The organism is Candidatus Eisenbacteria bacterium, assembly GCA_035577985.1.
Classification (GTDB): domain Bacteria; phylum Desulfobacterota; class Binatia; order DP-6; family DP-6; genus DATJZY01.
Window position 1 is genome coordinate 42,546 of record DATJZY010000120.1, and the last position, 19,559, is coordinate 62,104.

The following is a 19,559-nucleotide window of genomic DNA, read 5'->3' on the forward strand; positions in this document are numbered from 1 at the left end:
GAGACTGGCGAAAAAGGAGAAGCCCCCGGGCCGCCGGGCCCGGGGGCTTCGTGCTGCACGGGGAAATGGAAGGCTCCTTAGAGGACGTCCGCGTTTACGACCAGCGACGTCGCGCCAGGACCAGGCAGGTCAGCCGCGCCGTCGATGAGGACGTTGCCGGTCGCCGGGATGCAGAAGACCGACGCGAGCGTGGCCGGAACGGCCGGACCCGTCGTCAGGTTGCCGCCGGTAGTGCCGGTCTCGGTGATGTTGGTGACCGACGGATCGCCGAACGCACCGGCGTTGGCCTGCAAGGGACAGAAGAGACCGCTACCGTTGCTCAGCGACGACGTTCCCGTGGTCGTGCCGGTGAGGCTGACGGCGAAGGTGGGCAGGCTCGGACCCGCCGGCAGGCAGTCGTGCGACTCGCCCGTCGTCGCGCCCGGGGTGCAGGCCGCGCCGGAATTGGCGGCCGCCGAGTCACACGCGCCGGCCACGCACTTCGGACACGGCTCGGCCGCGTTGGCCGTCACGGCCACCGTCGATCCGAGGAGGATGTCGCCTTTGAACTCGCCGGTCGACGGCACGAGGGCGCCGTAGCCCTTGGCAAGGAAGGTGTTGTCGACGCAGGTCGACAACGGACCGTTCACGATCGGCAGCGGTGAACCGAAGAAGCAGCCGATGTCAGAGCAGTTGAGGTTGGAGCCGGTCTGCGCAGCCGTGCGCGGGCAGACGCGGTCCTTGCCGCCGGCCAGGTTGAAGTTGGTGGTCGTGCCGGCAGGCGTGGCGCCGTTCGGCGTCGTGCCGAGGCCGCCACCGATGTAGAGATCGCCGCAGTTGAGGGTCGGGTTCGTCGCGCCGTTGGTGGTTCCGCACGAGCCAAAGCCCGCGACCGTCGTCACGGCGTACTGCGCTGCCGTGGGCGACTGCTCACAGGTCGACCGGTTGATGAAGCCCGTCGTCTGGTCCAGCACCGACGCCGACTGTCCCGCGAGGCCCGTCAGCGTGCAGGCCTTCCCGGGCGCCTCGAGCTTCTGCATGCAGCCTTTGCCCAGGCCGAGGCACTTCGTCGGCGAGGACACGGCGTTGGACGCGCTGTCGTCGTACTTGCAGACGACCTTGTCGAGGGCGGCCGCGTCCGTGAAGAGACCGCCCTTGAGCGCCTTCGAGTCGGCGCCGACGAGGCCCTTGATGGCGTTCGCCACACACTTCGTCTGCGCCGCGAAGCACGCGTTCGCACCCGTCGGCGTGGGGTTGACGTAGAGCTGGGTCTTGAGGCCGCCCATGAGCGCGTCCATCTCGACCTTGAGCCCGCCGTCGCCCGCGAACGGACATGCCCCCAGGAACTTCGCGTCGGCCTTCTCGATGCAGGAGGTCGCGAGGCCGGAGTACTTGTTCGTGATCTTCTGGATCCCGAGCGGATCCTCGGCGACGCCGCCCTTCGCTGCCTTGGCCTGCACGCCGAGAATGCCCTTCGTGTAGTTGATCGCGCACTTCATCTTGGCGTTCGAGCACCCCGCGTTGGCCGGAATCTGTGCCTGCACCGTGCCGGCTGCCGTCACGGCCAACGCAGCGGCCGCGAGCAGGGCCTTCCCCTTGTTCACCATGGACCTCTCCAAACTCTCGATTCTCATGCGCGAGATCCCTCAGGCTCTTCGCAACGGCATCCCCGGCTCGCGCTCGGCTGTCAATGAAGATTTCGCGGCCGGTTCGTAGGTTGGCTCCGCCTCACTACCTCGGCAGGAAAGAAGAAGCCCCCGGGCCATCCGGCCCGGGGGCTTCGTGCTGCAGTGGATTCGAGGAAATTACAGGATCTGGGCGCCGACGACGAGCGAGGTCGCGCCCGGACCGGGCAGGTCGGCCGACCCGTCGATCAGGACGTTACCCGTCGCAGGGATACAGAATACGGAGGCGAGCCTGGATCCAACGACGGAGCCACCCGTCAGGTCGCCGCCGGCAGTACCCGTCTCGGTGATGTTGGTGACCGTCGGATCGCCGAATGCGCCGGCGTTGGCCTGAAGCGGGCAGAAGAGGCCGCCCGCGTCCGACTTCGAGGAGACCCCCGTCGTGATTCCCTTCAGGCTGACGGCGAAGGTCGGAAGGGACGGGCCTGCCGGGAGGCAGTCGTGCGACTCGCCCGTCGTCGCGCCCGCCACGCAGGGCGCGCCCACGTTCGCCGCCGCGGAATCACAGAAACCAGCCACGCACTGCGGGCACGGCTCGGCCGCATTGGCCGTCACGGCCACGGTCGACCCGAGCAGGACGTCGCCCGTGAATGCACCGGTCGTCGGTACGACTGCGCTGTAACCCTTGGCGACGAACGTGTTGTCGACGCAGGTCGAGAGCGGGCCGTTCGCGATCGGGAGCGGCGAGCCGAAGAAGCAGCCGACGTCCGAGCAGTTGAGGTTCGAGCCGGTCTGCGCCGACGAGCGCGGGCAGACGCGGTCCTTGCCGCCGGCCAGGTTGAAGATCGTTTGGGTACCCGCCGGTGTCGCGCCGGCAGGAACGGTCGCGGCGCCGCCGCCGATGATGAGATCGCCGCAGTTGATCGTCGGGTTTGTCGGACCGTTCGTCGTACCGCACGTCCCGGAGCCCGCGACGGTAACGATGGAGAACGTGGCCGCCGTGGGCGACTGCTCACAGGTCGACTGGTTGATGAAGTTCGTCGTCTGCGTCAGGACCGACGCCGACTGTCCCGAGAGGCCGGTGATCGTGCACGCCTTCCCGGGCGCGTCGAGCTTCTGCATGCAGCCCTTGCCCAGGCCGAGGCACTTCGTCGGCGAGGACACGGCGTTGGACGCGCTGTCGTCGTACTTGCAGACGACCTTGTCGAGCGCGACCGCGTCCGTGAAGAGACCGCCCTTGAGCGCCTTCGAGTCGGCGCCGATCAGGCCCTTGATCAGGTTCGCCACGCACTTGGTCTGCGCCGCGTAGCACCCGTTGATGCTCGTCGGCCCCGGCAAGACGTAGAGCTGCGCCTTCAGGCCCACCATCAACGCGTCCATCTCGGTCTTGAGCCCGCCGTCGCCGGAGAACGGACACGCCGCCAGGTACTTCGCATCAGCCTTCTCGATGCAGGAGGTCGCGAGTCCCGAGTACTTGTCGACGACCTTCTGCAGCTTGAGCGAGTCCTCGATTGTGCCGGTCTTGGCCGCCTTGGCCTGCACCCCGAGAATGCCCTTCGTGTAGTTGATCGCGCACTTCATCTTCGCGTTCGAGCACCCCGCGTTCGTCGGAATTTGCGCCTGCGCCGTGCCACTCGCCACGACGGCGAATGCGCCCACCACGAGCAGGGCCTTCATTTTGTTTACCATGGACCCCTCCTGTTTTCGTTGTGTTGTGTCGGGCGAACGATCGCCGTACGAGACGCCCGGACCTGCTTCGGGTCATCCAACGCCGCTGCGCGGCTGTCAATAGAAATTTCACCGTGGACCGCCATGGCTTGTGCGACCCGGATGGAAATTGTTACTGAGGCGCACCCAATGCTGCGGACCCGCTTCCTCTGGGCCGGATTCGCCCTCGTCACGGCGGTGCTGCGTGGCGGCGTGTCGATCGCGTCCGAACGCTCGGAGCTGCTCGTCGCCCAAGGTGAAGTGGCCTACAACGCCGGGCGCCGCGAGGAGGCGCGGCAGCGATTCGGCGAAGCGCTCCAGGCGGATCCCAACGATGACGCGGCGCGCCTCTGGCTCGACCTGATCAACGCGAACGTACCTGGCGAGGAAATCGGCGCAACGCGGCCGGGAAGCACCGTGAAATGGTGGGACATCGAGGCCGGGACGGGCGTCGAATACGACAGCAACGTCAGGCTCGACTCGTCGGATCCGAAGGGCGACGCCGGCTTCCTCTTCACCCTGGCGGGTCACGTCGATCCGTATCGCGACGATCGAACGCTCGTTCGACTCGACTACGATTTCTTCCAGGTCCTGCACACGGACGTCACCGACTTCGACGTGCGCTCGAATCGTTTCCAGGGCACGTTCGCGCGCGCCGTCGTCCCGTGGCTATGGCTCGGCACGCAGGGCGGCTACGACCATACGGTGCTGGGCAGCCACGCCTATCTCCAGACCCCCTGGGTCATGCCGTACGCCTCGTTCATCGAAGGCGACCTCGGCTCGACGCAGCTCACCTACCGGTGGAGCTACGAGGACTACCTGGGGTCGCCGTTCGGCGAGCCCGACCTCGATCGTGATGGGCCGTCGAACGCGATCGGCGTCACGCAGCTCCTGTTCTTCTTCGACCGCCGCCTCGCCCTCACGCTCGGGTATCTCTACTTCGAGGACGCGCCGCACAGCGCGTCGGGCAACGACTTCGCGCGCCACGTGCAGCAGGGCACGCTCGGCTTCCGCTTCCCCGCGATCTGGCGCACGCTCGTCGAGCTGGACTACGTGTACCGCTACGAGAACTACACGCAGCCGAACAGCGCCGCCGACTTCACGAAGCGGCGGCACGACAGCGGCAACTACATCGCGCTGTTCCTGCGCCGCCCGATCATCGAACACGTGGATGGCGTGCTCTCGTACTACGCGACCGTGAACGACTCGAACATCTCGGAGTTCGAATACACCCGCAACATCGTGTCGCTCGAGCTGCGGGTCTGGTTCTGAGCAGGTCGACCATGACACGACATCGAGGACTCCACCGGCTGGTAGCGTTCGGACTCGTTCTGCTCGCGGCCGCCGTCGCCCGCGCCGCCGATCCGGCGGGGAGCGTCGCCTCGCTCGAGGGTCGCGCCGAGGCGCAGCACGGCGGCGAAGCCACCTGGGCGGCGCTCGCGGCCGGCAGCGACGTCTTCGTCGGCGATCACGTGCGCACGGCCGACGCCTCGCGGGTGAAGCTCCTCATGCGCGACGACTCCGTGCTGACGGTCGGCGCGAAGTCCGAGATCACCATCGACGAGCTGGCGGCGCGTCCCGGGGGCCCGAGCACGTCGCGTCTGGGTCAGCTCGTCGGCACGCTGCGCGCCGTCGTGACGGAGCGCTACGGCACGCGCGGGTCGAGCTTCGAGGTGAAGACCCCGACCGCCGTCGCCGGTGTCCGCGGGACGGGCTTCATCTCCCTCGTCGATCCCGACGCCAAGCGCACGCGCGTCATCGGGCTGTACGACATCACCTTCGTGCGGAGCGTGACCGACACGCAGGGACGCCACGAGGTCCGGATCGGACCGGGGCAGTTGACCGAGATCCTCGTCGGCGGCCAGCCGTCGAAGCCCCGCGAGGTCACCAAGACGGAGCTGCAGAGCTTCACCGGCCTGACCGAGATCAAGCCCGGGCCGCCGAGCGGCGGCGAAGCCGGCGGTCCTCCGTCAGGCCCGGGGAGCGTGCCGGCCGAGGGTAGCGGCGATCGCGGCGATCCCGCCACACCCGGACCCGGAGGCGGTCGCACGATCCAGCGTCCGGACGGCGTGATCGATCAGCCCGTCGACAAATTCCGCGGACCGCAGCCGCCCCCGCCACCCCCGCCGCGCTGACGGCCGGGCCGGAGCCGCGTGAGTCGTCTCGTCGAGCGTCTCAGCGTCACGACGCTCTGCCTCGCGATCGCGCTCGTGTTCGCGGGCCTGCGGCTGCTCACGCCGCGGCCGCTCGAGATCCTCGAGCTGAAGGCGCTCGACCTCCGCTTCGCGCTGCGCGGCGCGCGGGCACCGACGGGCGACGTGGTGATCGTGGGCATCGACGAGCCGTCGCTCGCGCGCTACGGGCGCTGGCCGTGGCCGCGCAGCCGCGTCGCCGAGCTGACCCAAAAGCTGACCGAGCTCGGCACCAAGACGATCGCGCTCGACGCCGTCTTCGACCTGCCCGACGTCGCGAACGACGCCGCGTTCGCCGAGGCGATGCGGTCGTCGGGGCGTGTTGTGCTCGGCGAGTTCTTCGACTTCGGCGACGCCGCGGACGGCGGGCAGGTGGACTTTCCGGAGATCTCGATCCGCGATCGGGGCGGCGGCATGGCGCAGCTGCGCGAGGCGAAGGGCATCCGTGGCCCCGATCCGGAGCTCGCGGCGGCGGCCGTCGACGTCGGACACGTGAACTTCGTTCCCGACCTCGACCAGGGGTTTCGCCGCGTGCCGCTCGCGATCCGGATGGGCGAGCGCGTCGCACCCGCCCTCTCGATCGCGGCGCTCCGGCACTACCTCGGCGGCCCAGGCGGCGTCCTCACCACCGGCAGCGCGGGCCCGACCGAGCTCGCCATCGGCGACCACGTGATCCCGATCGACGCCTCGGGCGACCTCCGCATCGACTTCCTGGGCCCGACCGGAACCGTTCCCACGGTGAGCGCGCGCGACGTGCTCGAGGGACGGGCGGAACGGAAGGCGCTCGAGGGCAAGCTCGCCTTGATCGCGCCCACCGCGGTCGGATTCGATTCGCGGCCGACGCCGTTCTCGGGCTCCGCGCCGGGCGTCGAGATCCACGCGAGCGTCATCGACAACCTGCTCCGCGGCCACGGTCTCGTGCGGCCGGCGTGGCTCGTCCCGGTCGAGGCCGGCATCACGCTCCTCTTCGGTCTCGCCGCCGGGCTCTTGATCCAGTGGCGCACGTTCGCGGGCGCCGTCGGCGTGCTCGGCCTCTACGTCGTGTACCTCGCCGTCACGCAGGTGGCCTTCGCCGACCGCGGGGTCGTGGCGTCGGTCATCTATCCGTACGGGGCGGTCATCACCGCGACGCTGGTCGGCGTCGTGCAGCAGTACCTCGGCGAAGCGCGCAAGCGGCAGTACATCCGGCGCGCGTTCCAGCACTACCTCGACCCGGAGGTCGTCGAGCAGCTCGCGCGCGAGCCGCATCGCCTGGCCCTCGGGGGCGAGCGGCGCGAGCTCTCGATCCTGTTCACCGACATCCGCGGCTTCTCGACCATCTCCGAGCAGATCCCGCCCGAGGACCTGGGCGAGCTCCTGACCGAGCACCTGGGGGCGCAGACCGACATCGTGATCAAGCACCGCGGCCTGCTCGACAAGTACATCGGCGACGCCGTCATGGCCTTCTGGGGCGCGCCGGCGCAGGTGCCGGACCACGCACGGCGCGCGTGCCTGGCGGCGCTCGAGATCCTCGCCAAGCTGACGGAGCTGCGCGCGCGCTGGCGGGCGCGCGACTGGCCCGAGATCAACATCGGCGTCGGCATCGCGACCGGCGACGCCATCGTCGGGAACTTCGGCTCGTCGCAGCGCTTCAACTACACGGTGCTGAGCGACGACGTGAACCTCGCGTCGCGGCTCGAGGGGCTGAACAAGCTCTACGGCACCCGGATCCTGGTCTCGGAGCGGACCCGGACGGCAATCGGCGAGGACTTCATCTGTCGCGAGATCGACCGCGTGCGTCCCAAGGGAAAAACGCAGCCGGTCACGGTGTACGAGCTCCTGTGTCTGCGGTCGGACGACTCCGGGGGGCGCGCCGCGCGGCTGGCCGCGGCCTTCGCGCAGGCGTTCGTCGCCTACCGCGCGCGCCGCTTCGGCGAGGCGGTCGCCGCGCTGGAAGCGATGCTCGACCAGAACCCCGGCGACGCCGCCATCGAGAAGTTCGTCAAACGCTGCCGCCTGCTCATGACCGATCCGCCCGGTCCCGACTGGGACGGGATCTACGACGCCCTGACGAAGTGAGCGTCACTCCGGGCGCCAGCGGCCGTCGCGCAGGACGAGCCGTCGCGGCGGCAGCCCGGAGCCCGTGTTGTCGGGATACGTCATCGCGGGCTCGGCACCGCCGGTCTCGATCTCGGGGCAGAGCGCCCGCACGACCCGCCGGCGGGCGTCGGCCAGCACGGCGTCGATGGAGGCGAAGCGACCGAGGTCGTCCAGCGTGCGGACGGTCGGCGGCATGAGCTGGATGCGTCCGGCCTGATACGCATCCAGCGCCGCCTTCGGCGTGAGCCACTCGTGGCTCACCGTCTCGGTGCCGTCGACGACGGCGTCCTGGCCTTCGGGCACGCGCCCGACCAGGAAGCGCGTGTCGAACCGCTTCGGGTTCACACGCGGCGTGATCCAGCGCGCGAAGTAGAAGAGGTCCTGCGTGGCGGGGACGAGCCCGTGCTCGGCGAGAAGCGCGGCGAGCGGCTCGCCCCCATGCAGCCGTGCCCGCAACGAGCGCAGCGCCTCCGGAAGCGCTCCGGCAATCGTCCGCCCGTCGCGTGCCGCGAGCAGGATACCCATCTCTTCGAACAGCTCGCGAACCGCCGCCACCCAGCACGGGAGCGCGTCGTCGGCCGTGTCGCCCTCGCCCGCGCTCGCCCACGACTGATCGGTGGGAAGACGTGCGCCCGGCGCCTCGGCGTCGTGCGGATCGACGATCCCGCCCGGAAACGCGTGCATGCCCGCAAAACTGATGCTCCCGTGCCGCTCCAGCATCAGCACCGAGAAGGGTCCGTCCTCCGACGGGTCGTCACGCAGGAGGAGCAGCGTGCTCGAAGGAAGCGGAGTCGCCGGCGTCGCCACGGATCGAACATAGTCCGCTGCCGCCGCGAATCAAGGAACGCACCGCTCCTAGGCGCGACGATCGACCAGCTGCCCGCGCCCGTCGGCCGACGCCGGCTCGTTGCGGGACGACGCCGACGCGCGTGCGGGCCTTTTCACGGCCTTACGCCCCTCGAGCGTCTCGCCGTCGAGCACGCGCGCCATGGCCTCCATGCCGGCTTGCGTCGGCCGCGCCGCGGCGGCGGCCGGCAGCAGCGCCGGGTCGGTCGTCGAGGCGATCGGGTTCGGCATGGACGTCTCCACTTTCGCTATCGGCCGACAACCGGCAAAACTTGAGGGCCGATGATCGAGGTCCACGACGTCTCCAAGCTGTATCGGCGCGGGATCGACCTCGTCCATGCGCTCGAGCACGTCACCCTGCAGATTCCGCGGGGACGCTTCGTCGCGCTCATGGGTCCGTCGGGCTCGGGCAAGTCGACGCTGCTGAACCTCCTCGCCGGCCTCGACCGCCCCGACAGCGGCGAGGTGGTGGTCGAGGGCGAGGCGCTCTCGCGCCTGGACGAGGACGAACTCGCCGCCTGGCGCGCGCGGCACGTCGGGCTCGTCTTCCAGTTCTACAACCTCCTGCCCGTGCTGTCGGCGATCGAGAACGTGGAGCTGCCCCTCCTGCTGACGGATCTCCCGCGCGGCGAGCGGCGCCGGCGGGCGGAGATCGCGCTCGAGGCGGTCGGCGTCCCGCACCGCGCACATCACCGCCCGCAGCAGCTCTCGGGCGGCGAGCAGCAGCGCGTGGCGATCGCGCGCGCGATCGTCACCGACCCCGACCTCCTCGTCGCCGACGAGCCCACCGGCGACCTCGACGCCAAGAGCGCGGTCGAGATCCTGACCCTCCTCCGCGAGCTGAACCAGGCCTTCGAGAAGTCGATCGTGATGGTGACGCACGACCCGCGCGCCGAGGCCTACGTCGACACGGTGATCCGCCTCGACAAGGGCGTGCTCGTGAACGGGAGCGGCCCGCACCGATGACGTACGGCCGCCTGGTCCTGCGCAACCTCTCCCGGCATCCGCTGCGGAGCCTCTTCACGACGCTCTCGATCGCGCTCTCGATCTTCCTCGTGTGCGCCGTCCTTTCGCTGCCGAGCGCGCTCGCCGCGATCCTCGACAAGGCGGTCTCGAACACGCGCATCAGCGTGCACCACGAGGCGGGCCTCACCTACCTCCTGCCCGCGTCGTACGTGAACAAGATCCGGGGCGTGCCCGGCGTCGCCGCGGTCAACCACTTCACGTGGTTCGGCGGCATCTACGACGAGCCGAAGAACATGTTCCCGAACTTCGGGATCGACCCCGACACCGTCGCCGAGATGTGGCCCGACTACAAGATCGACCCGGCGGCGCTGCGTCGCTTCCGCGCCGTCCGCAACGGGGCGCTCGTCGGCGAGCAGACGATGCGGAAGTTCGGCTGGAAGACCGGACAGCTCATCACGCTGCGCGGCACGGCGTTCCCGGTGAACCTCACCTTCGAGATCGTCGGCATGATCCCCGCGGCGAGCGGCAACCCGGTCGTGCTGTGGTTCCACCACAAGTACCTCGAGGAGTCGCTGCAGCCGCGGCCGGGGTGGCCGTTCAGCGGCTTCCCGTTCGTCGGCATGGTGTGGGTGCAGGCCGATCGCCCCGAAAACGTCGAGCGCGTGATGCGCGACATCGACGCCCTGTTCCACAACTCCGAGGCCGAGACCGCCGCCGAGACGGAGAAGTCCTTCTACCAGAACTTCATGTCGAGCTATCAGGGCTTCATCCGCGTGATCCTCGGCGTCGGCTTCCTGGTCGTCGCGGCGGTCGTGCTGATCGCGGCCAACACGAGCGCGATGGGCGTCCGCGAGCGCATCCCGGAGATCGCCGTGCTGAAGAGCCTCGGCTTCCGCCGCCGGCCGATCCTCACCGTGCTGCTCTGCGAGTCGATGCTGCAGGGGCTCGTGGGCGGCGCCGCCGGTGCGGCGGGCGCGTTCTTCCTCTTCCGGGCGCTCGCGGCCGCCGGCAAGACGGGCGGGCTCGGACCTCTCTTGGGACCACTCGGCAGCTTCTACATGTCGCCCACGACGGCGATGCAGGGGCTCGCGATCGCGCTCGTCGTCGGTTTCGTGTCCGGCATCGTGCCGGCCTGGAACGGCGCGCGATTGAACGTGATCGACGCGCTCCGGCGCCTCTTCTGACGTCGATGCTCGTCCCCATCGCCTACGGCACGCGCAGCCTCTTCGTCCGGCGCTGGACGAGCATCTTCACCGCCGGCGGCATCGGGCTCGTGGTCGCGGTGACGATCCTCCTCGCGGGCCTGGTGGGTGGGCTCCAGCGGATGCTGGTCGGCACCGGCGATCCCGACAACCTCGTCGTCCTGCGCAAGGGCGCGACGAACGACGGGTCGAGCTTCCTCACGCGCGAAGCCGTGCAGATCGTCCGAGCCCTCCCGGGGATCGCGACCGGCGCCGACGGGCGGCCGCTGGTCTCGCCCGAGATCATCAACCAGCCGTTCATGCGCACGCGCGAGGGTGGGCGCGAGAACGTCCTCGTGCGCGGCATCGAGCCCGTGGCCTTCGAGGTGCATCGCGACGTGCGCCTCGTGGAAGGCCGCATGCTGCAGCCGAAGCTCGGCGAGGTCGTGGTCGGCAAGGGCGTTGCGCTCCGGCACGACGGCGCGCACGTCGGCGGACGGCTCTCCTTCGGGCGGCGCACCTGGACCGTCGTCGGCGTCTTCGACGGCGGCGGGACGGCGTTCGACAGCGAGATCTGGGCCGACCTCAGCGACGTGCAGGACGACGCGCGGCGGCCGTCGGGTTGCTCCGGCATCCGGCTGCGCATCGCGCCGGGAGCCGACCGGCAGGCGCTCGTCGAGCGCATCGCGGCCGACGCGCGCGTGACGCTCGAGGGGAAGCCGGAGACCGTCTACTACGAGGAGCAGGCCGAGGCCGCGAACTCCCTCTACGTCCTGGTGCTCGTGCTCGCCGTCATCATGGCGACCGGCGCCACGTTCGGCGCGCTCAACACCATGTACGCCGCGGTCGCGGGCCGCACGGCGGAGATCGGCACCCTGCGCGCGCTCGGGTTCTCGCGCACGGCGATCCTCCTGTCGTTCCTCTCGGAATCGCTCCTGCTCGCGGCCGGCGGCTTCGTGGGCGGCGTGGTCCTGGGCGTCGCCGCCATGTGGGCCGTCAACACGTTGCTCCAGGGCGTTGCCTTCAGCATGATGACCTTCAGCGTGGCGACCGTGCTGCTCCAACCGTCCACCACCGGCGTGCTCCTGGGCCTCCTGTTCGCGATCGCGATCGGCGGGCTCGGCGGGCTCGCGCCCGCGTGGCGGGCGTCGCGGTTGCGCGTCGTGGACGCGCTCCATCGGGCGTGATGGCGGAGTCGGCTCCCGCGCTGCGCGAGAACCTGAAGGCGCTCCGGCTGGATCGCCGACCCGCGCCCGCGCCGCGCCGCTCGCGGCGCCGGATCGCGGCCGGCATCGTCGCGCTGCTCGTGCTCCTGCTCGTCGTCGCGCGCGGCCTGCGTGGCGGCGCCGCGGTGCCAGTCGAGACGGCGCGCGTCGTGAAGCTCGCCCCGAGCGGCGACGGCAGCCCGTCGGCGGTGCCCGTGCTCGCGGGCTCGGGCTACGTCGTCAGCGCCGATCGCTACATCTCGATCGGCGTGCGCGTGCCCGGTCGCATCGACCGCTACCTCGTCGAGGAAGGCGCGCACGTGAAGGCGGGCGATCCGCTCGTGCAGCTCGACGCCCGCGACTACGAATCGGCGGTCGCGCGGCTCGAGGCGACGCTCCGCAGCGCGCACGCGCAGGCGGTGCTGAAGCGCAAGCAGCTCGAGCGGGCGCGCTCGCTCGCGGGATCGAAGGTCGTCAGCCGCGACGAGCTGGACGTGCGCCAGGCCGAGGCCGACGCGGCCGATGCCGCCGTCAACCAGAACGAAGCCGAGCTCGCGGCGGCGAAGGTGAACCTCGAGTACACCACCCTGCGCGCGCCGCGCAGCGGCGTCATCCTCGCCAAGCTGAAGGAGGTCGGCGAGATCGCGGTTCCGGGCGGGTTCTCCGGCTCGGGCGACTTGATCCGCATGGCGAACCTCGAGGACCTGCGCGGCCAGGTCGACATCACCGAGAGCGAGCTCGCGAAGGTGCACATGGGCCAGCGGGCCGAGGTCGTCCCGGACGCCTATCCCGACCGGAAGTATCCGGCCCACGTCGTGAAGCTCTACCCGCAGGTCGATCGCCAGAAGGGGACGCTGCGCGTCGAGGTGCAGATCGAACGCCTCGACGACTTCCTGTGGCCCGACATGAGCGCGCGCATCACGTTCCTGGAGGACGTCCCGACGCCGCCGGGGGCCGGTGCCGTCCTCGTCCCGCGCAGCGCGCTGCGCACCGACGAGGCGGGATCGTTCGTGTGGGTCGTGCGCGACGGGCGCGTCGGGCGCGCCGGCGTCGTGACCGATCGCACGTTCGGCGAGCAGGTGCAGGTGACGGGTGGCCTCGGGGGCGACGAGGTCGTCGTCGTCGGCTCGCCGCCGCCGCTGCGCGACGGGCAAGCCGTCGCGACGAAGTAGCACCCGCCTGTAAAATCCGTCTGACAGTCCTCGGGTCCTCGTGCCTCCGGCAGTGGACACCCCGCCCGAGCCCGTCACCGCCCGGCGTGGGAATCCGGGCGGCACGCCGTGTGCTCCGGGGAGCCACAGCCATGAAAACCTCCGATCTTGCCCACCTGGTCCAGCTGGTGCTCGGGACGACCGTCGCGGAGCCCGTCGTGGCGCGGCTGCACGAGCGCGCCGAGGGCGACCCGCGCGTCGTGCTCGACGTCCTGCGCCACGCCCTCGATCACGCCGACGGCCCGATCGTGGGTCTCGAAGCCGCAGTCGGCAACGGCATCGCGCCACCCACGTGGCTCTTCCGCCGCGAGGGCGACTACTGGATGATCCGCTACGCCGATCGCGTCGTCCGCCTGCACGACACGGCGGGCCTTCGCTACCTGGCGGTGCTGCTCGCGAATCCCGGCACCGCCATCGACGCGGTCGCGATCGCCGCCCACGGCCGGCGTCGCACGCGGGGGATCACGGCGGAGCAGGCGCGCCTGGCCGTCACCAAGAGCGTCAAGGTGGCCATCGCGCGGCTCGACGACGTGCATCCGGATCTCGCCGAGCACTTCCGGACGACGATCCGCCGCGGCTACCGCTGCACCTACCGCCCCGACGCGCACCAGACGGCACGGTGGAGCGTCGGCTGATCAGGCGAGGAACTCCTCGGACCCGAGATCCACGATCTGCGCGCCGTGACGGCGCAGCATGGTGAGGAACATCTCGTCGCCGCGCTCGGTCTGCACGACCATCATCGACGCGCCGATCGCCATGAGGAATCCCCCGAACGCGTAGCGCCGGTAGTCGCGCCAACACTCGTCCCACGAGTAGCCCGTGACCCCGCGCGCCGTGAGCCCGCCGTAGTACCGTCGCAGCAGCTCGCGCTCGTGCGTGCGGCGCGGATCGCTCTCGAGCCCCGCCCCGAGGAAGTAGGCCGCGTCGAACACCGGCGGGCCCCACACGACCGTCTGCCAGTCGACCACGGCGAGCGGATAGCCGCCGTCGGCGGTCCCGAAGAGCATGTTGTCGAGGCGGTAGTCGCCGTGCTGGACGGCGCGCGGTCCGGGGCGGTCGCGCAGGAAGCGGCCGATACGCTGCATCAGCAACTCGCCGATCTCGACGTGCCGCGGATCGAGCCGGTGGCCGTAGCGCTCGACGAACCCCGGCAGGAGCGGCGGCAGGAGCATCTCGCCGAAGGCGTGGGCTTCTTCGGTGCCGTTGCGGTTCAGCCATTCCACGGCGGCGAGCGCAGGGTCGTTCCAGCGCGGCGCGTGGAGCTTCGCGAGCTCGTCCATCGCGAGCCCCGCCTGCTCGACCGTGCAGCCTGCGAGCTGATCCCCCTGCACGCAGGGCGCGAGGTCCTCGAGGACGAGCACGAACTCGCCGGTCGCGAGGTCGATGTCGGCGAAGTGGCACGCGGGCGTGCGAATGTCGACGGTGCGCGCGATCTCGCGATAGAACCCGACCTCGACCTCGTACGTGCGCAGCGCCACACCGGTCGCGCGACTGGTCGGATCGCTCGAGGCGAACTTGCACACCACCGAGCGCGGCGCCCGCGGCGCGGCGCCGTCGTAGCGCAGCACGTAGCGAATGCTGTCGCCCATCTGGCCGGTGCCGACGCGCGCCGGCTCGCAGCCGACGAGACGCGTCCCGTCGAGCAGCCCCGCCGCGCGTAGCACGCCCTCCAGCCACGCGACGTCGACGTCGTCCGGACGTCGCGGAAATGCGGAGGCGGAGGACATGCGCCCGGCTAGCACACCCTCCGGCCGGACTGCGAGCCGGGCCCGGCTATTCGACCCGGAGCGGACGCGGTTTCGGCTTGCGCCGCACGACCATGACCTCCTGGCCCTTCACGTCGAGCCGGCGGCGATCGCTTGGCGCCTCGCGGTGCGGATGCGCGGCGCGGCTCTCACGCCATTTGCGGAGCATGTCCTCGATCTGGTCCACCTTCCCCTCCTCCCATCATCAACCACCACCCCCGCCCGACGCGGGACGTGGACGATCAGCTCAGCTTGCCGACGAACGTCTCGAGCGTGCGGGCGCGGTTCGGGCTCCGCAGCTTGCGGAGGGCCTTCGCCTCGATCTGGCGAATGCGCTCGCGCGTGACCGCGAAGCGCTGCCCGACCTCTTCGAGCGTGTAGTCGGATTTCTCGCCGATCCCGAAGCGCAGCCGCAGGATCTGCTCCTCGCGCGGCGTGAGCGTGGCGAGCACCTTGCGCGTCTGCTCCTCGAGCGAGAGCGCCATGGCCGCGTCGGCCGGCGAGAGCGTCTGCCGGTCCTCGACGAAATCGCCGAGCGAGCTCTCCTCGTCGTCGCCGATCGGCGTCTCGAGCGAGACCGGCTCCTTCACGATCTTCAGCACCTTGCGGACCTTGTCCGCGGGCATCTCCATCTGCTGGGCGATCTCCTCGGCGCTCGGCTCGCGGCCGTACTGCTGCACGAGGTAGCGCGAGGTGCGGATCACCTTGTTGATGGTCTCGATCATGTGCACGGGGATGCGGATGGTGCGCGCCTGGTCGGCGATGGCGCGCGACACCGACTGCCGGATCCACCACGTGGCGTAGGTCGAGAACTTGTAGCCGCGCTGGTACTCGAACTTCTCGACCGCGCGCATGAGACCGATGTTGCCCTCCTGGATCAGGTCCAGGAACCCCAGGCCACGATTCGTGTAGCGTTTGGCGATGGAGACGACGAGGCGGAGGTTCGCTTCGATGAGGCGGCGCTTGCCCTCCTGCGCCTTCACCTCGCCGCGGCGGATGACCTTCAGCACGTCGCGCAGCAGCTCGGCCGGCATGTCGACCTCGCGGACGACCTGCGCGATCATGCGACGCGACTCGCGTACGACGTCGGCGGCGTCGGCGACCTGGGTGGCCGGCGCGTGGAACATCCGGCTCGCGACGCGATTGGCGTCCTTCTCCTCGGCACGGATGCGTGCGCCGTGCTTCAGGATCTCCGTGGCCGGATGGCCGAGGTTGTCCTCGAGCCGCTTGATCTTGAAGTGCTCGCGATCGACCGCGCTCTGCGCCTCCTTCAGGCGCTCGACGATGTTGTTCACGTGCTTGGCGCCGATCTTGGTGTCGAGGAGACACTCCTTGATCGCGGTCCTGAGGAGCGCGAGACGCTTTTCGATCGCCGCCTTGCGCGCCTTCGAGGTCTTCGCCTTCTGATGCTCGGCGAGGAGCTTCTCGCGTTCGCCCGCGACCCGCTTCAGCTTCGAGACGTGACGGAGAAACTCCGCCGCGCGCTTGTCCTCTTTGCCCTCGACCATCTCGGTGGTCGCGGCCTCGGCGGCGTCGTCGTCCCCGAAGACGTGGCGCGCTTCGATCTCTCCGTCGCGCAGGCGGTCCGACAAGTTGATCACGTACTGGACGGCCTGGTGGAGCGAGAAGACGGCTTCGCGCACCTCGCGCTCGCCGGTCTCGATCTCCTTGGCGATGGCGACCTCTTCTTCGCGCGTGAGGAGCGGAACGCCCCCCATCTCCTGGAGGTACATGCGGACCGGATCGGCGGTCTCGCCGGGTGCCCGTTCGGCGGTTTCCTCCTCGCGCTCGCGCTCGGGGGGCTCCTCGGCCGTCCACTCGGCTTCGACGACCTTCTCGGCCTCCTCGGTCGGGATCGCGGCCTCTTCGGCTACGCCTTCGACGTCGATGTCGATCTCGCCGAGTATCGACACGACCTGATCGAGCTCTTCGCCCCCTGCCGGATCGCCGCCCGCGTCGCGACCCTCGGACGCGCCCGGCGACGAGCCGCGTGACGGACGTCCGTCGCGAACGGGCCGCGCCTTCTTCTCCTCGGATCGCTTCTCGTTCCGCTTCACACGACGAACCCTCGAAGAGAGCGGACCGGCGGGTGGGCCGCTTTCGTCAGCACCGAGTGCGCAGCCCTGGGGACAATTCCGCTCAAGCCGTAAAGAATCCGCGCGTGCCTTGGATCATGCGTCGAACAGACGCACGGCCTACGCGCGATCGCGCCGGGCACCCTACTGGCCCGACCCCGTCCAGTCAAGGGTAAAATTCATTTGTGTGGCGCGGCGTTGGCGTTCGGGTTAGAACCCGCGCCATGCGACCGTCGGGACCCCTGCTCGCCCTCCTCTTCGTCGCCTCCGCGACCCTCGCCGACGGGCTCCCGCTCGAGCACCCGCTCGCCCCATCAACGGTGGCGTTGAAAGGTGGAGTCACACGCCGCGTCCTTTTCCAGGCACGTTGGCGCGGGGCCACCGGCCCGGCCGATCCGATGGCAGGCGGCGCCACGCTGCGGATCATCGGTGGCCCCGGGGAGGGCGACAGCGGGCTCGTGTCGCTCGCCGCCGAGCATTGGAAGACGAGCGGGCATCGCATGCGGTACACCGACGCGAGCGGCGCCGCGGCAGGCGTGCGGTCGGTCATCCTCAGGATGAACAAGAAGGGGGGCATCGTTCGCATCGCCGGACGCGGGGCGTGGCCCTACGCGATCGATCGGCCGCAGACCGAGGTGACGGTGACCCTCACGATCGGCGCGTCCCGCTGGTGTGCACATTTCGAGGGACAGGGCCTCTCGAACGGGCGCGGGCGTGTCGTGGGGCACAGCAAGACAGCCCCCCAGTCGTGCCCGTGCGAAGCCCCCGCGACGAGCACGTTCGCCGCCATCCAGACGGCCATCTTCGAGCGCCACGGGTGCACCCAGGCCATCTGCCACGGCGCGTCGCCCGGCGAGGGAAGCCTCGACCTTCGACCGGAGGTCGCCTACGAGCAGCTGGTCGGCAAGGCGTCGACCATCCTGCCCTCGCAGCAGCGCGTCCAGCCCGGCGCGAAGGAGACGAGCCTGCTCTGGCGCAAGCTCGCGGCCAAGACCCTGGATCTGGAGGGCGTGCCCGGGACGGCGATGCCGAACGGCGCCTTCGCGCCGCTGACGCCGAACGAGCTGCACGCGGTCGAGCTGTGGATCTACAACGGCGCACCCAAGGACACCGTGGTGAAGGACACCGACGTGCTGCTGGCTTCGTGCCTGCCGCCTGCGACCCCGCAGAAGATTCCGCCGCCCGCGCCGCCCGCCGCCGGCGAGGGCGTGCAGCTCTACTCGCCCGAGTGGACGATCCCCGCCAACGGCGAGGGCGAGGTATGTTTCGCGACCCACTACGACTTCTCGGCCCAGGTGCCGGCCGAGCTGACCTTCCCGTGCCCGGACGCGTGGGGCGGGCCCGCCAAGACGTGCTTCGCCTACAAGCGGACCGAGCTGACGCAGGACCCGAACTCGCACCACTCGATCCTGCGCCTGTACCGCGGCACCTACCCGATCACCGATCCGGGCTGGGGCACGTTCACGTGTCACGGCGGTGAGCACGCCGGCACGCCGTGCGATCCCCTCGGGATCGGCGTCGCGGCGCCGGCCGGAGCCGACTGCGGCACCCGCAGCGCCTGCGCCGGGAGCGTCGTCCAAGCGATCGCCTGCATCGGCTACGGACCGGCCGATCTCAGCGTCGGCGCGGCCGTCGGCGCCGACAGCCTCATGGCGCCGCAGATCCTCATCTCGACCGAGCCCTACTACGACAACCCCTATCCGGGCGGCGTCTACAACGTCATGCCGGTCGCCGGCACGTTCGTCGTGAACTCGCACGCCTTCAACGCGACGGGCGAGCCGACGACCAACGAGCAGTGGCTCAACATCTACTTCGCGTCCGCGACCGAGCGGGAGTACCTGATCCAGGACGTGTTCGACGCGATCGACATCTTCATCGCGAACGTGCCGCCCTTCGAAACACGCCAGTACTGCCGCACCATGACGGTCCCGAAGGGCACGCGGATCTTCCAGCTCTACTCGCATACCCACAAGCGCGGGAAGCTCTTCCAGGCGTGGGGGCCGGGCATCGCGCCCAAGTGCTCGTCGCGCACGGGGCCGTGCGCGCCCGAGTCGACGGCGCCCTTCCTGGTGACGACGAACTACGCCGATCCCGACATCGTCACGTACAAGGACCCGGTGCTCGCGCTCGACGGCGACGAGCCGAGTCGCACGATCAAGTACTGCGCCGACTACGACAACGGCGCGTCCAATCCGTCGACGGTGAAGCGCCGCTCGACGTCGCCGCTGACGCCGCTCGGGACGCCGACCTGCGGGGACGCCGACACGGCCTGCCTCGGCGGGCCGCACAAGGGCGAGAAGTGCAACGGCAACGACGCCGTCTGCGACTCGCAGCCCGGTCTCGGCGACGGCCTCTGCGACGCCTGCACGCTCCACGGCGGCGTCACGACCGACGACGAGATGTTCGCGATGCTCGGCTACTACTACTGCGAGCACAACACGGACTGCGAAGCCGTCCTACAGCCCTAGGCTCCAGCCCAAGACTTCGTCTTGGGCTGGGGAGGACCGAGTGTGGGGCGTGGGTGGCACGCGCGACCGGTATGTCGCGGCCGGCAAAGCCGGCGCGACAAGCGAGGAACGCGCGCTAGCCGGACGCATGCGTGGTTGCCGCGGCGTGCACGCTGCGTTGGCTGGTTGCGCGAGCAGTCGTGCCGGCTTGCCCCCTCGCACGCGAGCCTTGCCCGCGTCGCACCTCCACGCGCGTACCTCGCGCTGTCGCGCCGGCTTTGCCGGCCGCGACATGCCGGTC

The 19,559-nt window shown here is 70.0% G+C and carries 16 protein-coding genes; 9 read left to right on the forward strand and 7 right to left on the reverse strand.

The genetic code is table 11. The features are described 5' to 3' along the window. Positions 1–77: 77 nt before the first annotated feature. Both VMS22_16890 and VMS22_16895 read right to left on the reverse strand, forming a co-directional pair. Positions 78–1,586, reverse strand: coding sequence for a hypothetical protein (locus VMS22_16890; protein HXJ35711.1), 1,509 nt, complete (start codon positions 1,584–1,586; stop codon positions 78–80). A 198-nt stretch (positions 1,587–1,784) separates the two neighbouring features. Then, on the reverse strand, positions 1,785–3,293 hold the full coding sequence (locus tag VMS22_16895; GenBank protein ID HXJ35712.1) for a hypothetical protein: 1,509 nt from the start codon (positions 3,291–3,293) through the stop codon (positions 1,785–1,787). Positions 3,294–3,461: 168 nt separating this feature from the next. On the opposite strand from VMS22_16895, the gene VMS22_16900 reads away from it, so the two are divergent. The 3 genes from VMS22_16900 to VMS22_16910 are packed head-to-tail and all read left to right on the forward strand — an operon-like array spanning position 3,462 to position 7,561. Next, on the forward strand, positions 3,462–4,583 hold the full coding sequence (locus VMS22_16900; GenBank protein HXJ35713.1) for a tetratricopeptide repeat protein: 1,122 nt from the start codon (positions 3,462–3,464) through the stop codon (positions 4,581–4,583). Between the two features lie 11 nt (positions 4,584–4,594). Then, positions 4,595–5,446, forward strand: coding sequence for a FecR family protein (locus VMS22_16905; protein ID HXJ35714.1), 852 nt, complete (start codon positions 4,595–4,597; stop codon positions 5,444–5,446). A gap of 18 nt (positions 5,447–5,464) precedes the next feature. After that, on the forward strand, positions 5,465–7,561 hold the full coding sequence (locus tag VMS22_16910) for an adenylate/guanylate cyclase domain-containing protein (protein ID HXJ35715.1): 2,097 nt from the start codon (positions 5,465–5,467) through the stop codon (positions 7,559–7,561). A 3-nt stretch (positions 7,562–7,564) separates the two neighbouring features. Here VMS22_16910 and VMS22_16915 read toward each other — a convergent pair whose 3' ends face one another. Together VMS22_16915 and VMS22_16920 are read right to left on the reverse strand one after the other, a co-directional pair. After that, positions 7,565–8,389 carry an NUDIX hydrolase gene (locus tag VMS22_16915; GenBank protein HXJ35716.1) on the reverse strand — a complete coding sequence of 275 codons (825 nt, stop codon included), beginning with the start codon at positions 8,387–8,389 and terminating at the stop codon, positions 7,565–7,567. A 48-nt stretch (positions 8,390–8,437) separates the two neighbouring features. Next, complete coding sequence (locus VMS22_16920) at positions 8,438–8,659, reverse strand: hypothetical protein (GenBank protein HXJ35717.1); 222 nt, start codon at positions 8,657–8,659, stop codon at positions 8,438–8,440. 51 nt (positions 8,660–8,710) lie between these two features. On the opposite strand from VMS22_16920, the gene VMS22_16925 reads away from it, so the two are divergent. The 5 genes from VMS22_16925 to VMS22_16945 all read left to right on the forward strand — a co-directional run bounded on the left by VMS22_16925 (position 8,711) and on the right by VMS22_16945 (position 13,626). Further along, on the forward strand, positions 8,711–9,394 hold the full coding sequence (locus VMS22_16925) for an ABC transporter ATP-binding protein (protein ID HXJ35718.1): 684 nt from the start codon (positions 8,711–8,713) through the stop codon (positions 9,392–9,394). Next, entirely contained in the window at positions 9,391–10,578 is a 1,188-nt protein-coding gene (locus VMS22_16930; GenBank protein ID HXJ35719.1) for an ABC transporter permease, read from the forward strand. The genes VMS22_16925 and VMS22_16930 overlap by 4 nt, the downstream gene beginning before the upstream one ends. A gap of 5 nt (positions 10,579–10,583) precedes the next feature. After that, the gene (locus VMS22_16935; GenBank protein HXJ35720.1) at positions 10,584–11,762 is read left to right on the forward strand and encodes an ABC transporter permease; all 1,179 of its coding nucleotides are present in this window, start codon (positions 10,584–10,586) and stop codon (positions 11,760–11,762) included. Continuing rightward, positions 11,762–12,952 carry an efflux RND transporter periplasmic adaptor subunit gene (locus VMS22_16940; GenBank protein ID HXJ35721.1) on the forward strand — a complete coding sequence of 397 codons (1,191 nt, stop codon included), beginning with the start codon at positions 11,762–11,764 and terminating at the stop codon, positions 12,950–12,952. The genes VMS22_16935 and VMS22_16940 overlap by 1 nt, the downstream gene beginning before the upstream one ends. A gap of 131 nt (positions 12,953–13,083) precedes the next feature. Beyond that, positions 13,084–13,626 (forward strand): hypothetical protein, encoded by a 543-nt coding sequence (locus VMS22_16945; GenBank protein ID HXJ35722.1) that lies wholly within the window; start codon positions 13,084–13,086, stop codon positions 13,624–13,626. On the opposite strand, the gene VMS22_16950 is transcribed toward VMS22_16945, so the two are convergent. From VMS22_16950 to rpoD, 3 genes are read right to left on the reverse strand one after another with little or no spacing between them, the layout of a single operon-like run. Next, complete coding sequence (locus VMS22_16950; protein HXJ35723.1) at positions 13,627–14,718, reverse strand: phosphotransferase; 1,092 nt, start codon at positions 14,716–14,718, stop codon at positions 13,627–13,629. Positions 14,719–14,764: 46 nt separating this feature from the next. Further along, positions 14,765–14,923 (reverse strand): hypothetical protein, encoded by a 159-nt coding sequence (locus tag VMS22_16955; protein ID HXJ35724.1) that lies wholly within the window; start codon positions 14,921–14,923, stop codon positions 14,765–14,767. 55 nt (positions 14,924–14,978) lie between these two features. Beyond that, complete coding sequence (gene rpoD, locus VMS22_16960) at positions 14,979–16,793, reverse strand: RNA polymerase sigma factor RpoD (protein ID HXJ35725.1); 1,815 nt, start codon at positions 16,791–16,793, stop codon at positions 14,979–14,981. A 242-nt stretch (positions 16,794–17,035) separates the two neighbouring features. Between rpoD and VMS22_16965 the strand changes: the two genes are divergently transcribed. After that, complete coding sequence (locus VMS22_16965) at positions 17,036–19,279, forward strand: hypothetical protein (GenBank protein HXJ35726.1); 2,244 nt, start codon at positions 17,036–17,038, stop codon at positions 19,277–19,279. Positions 19,280–19,559: the final 280 nt, after the last annotated feature.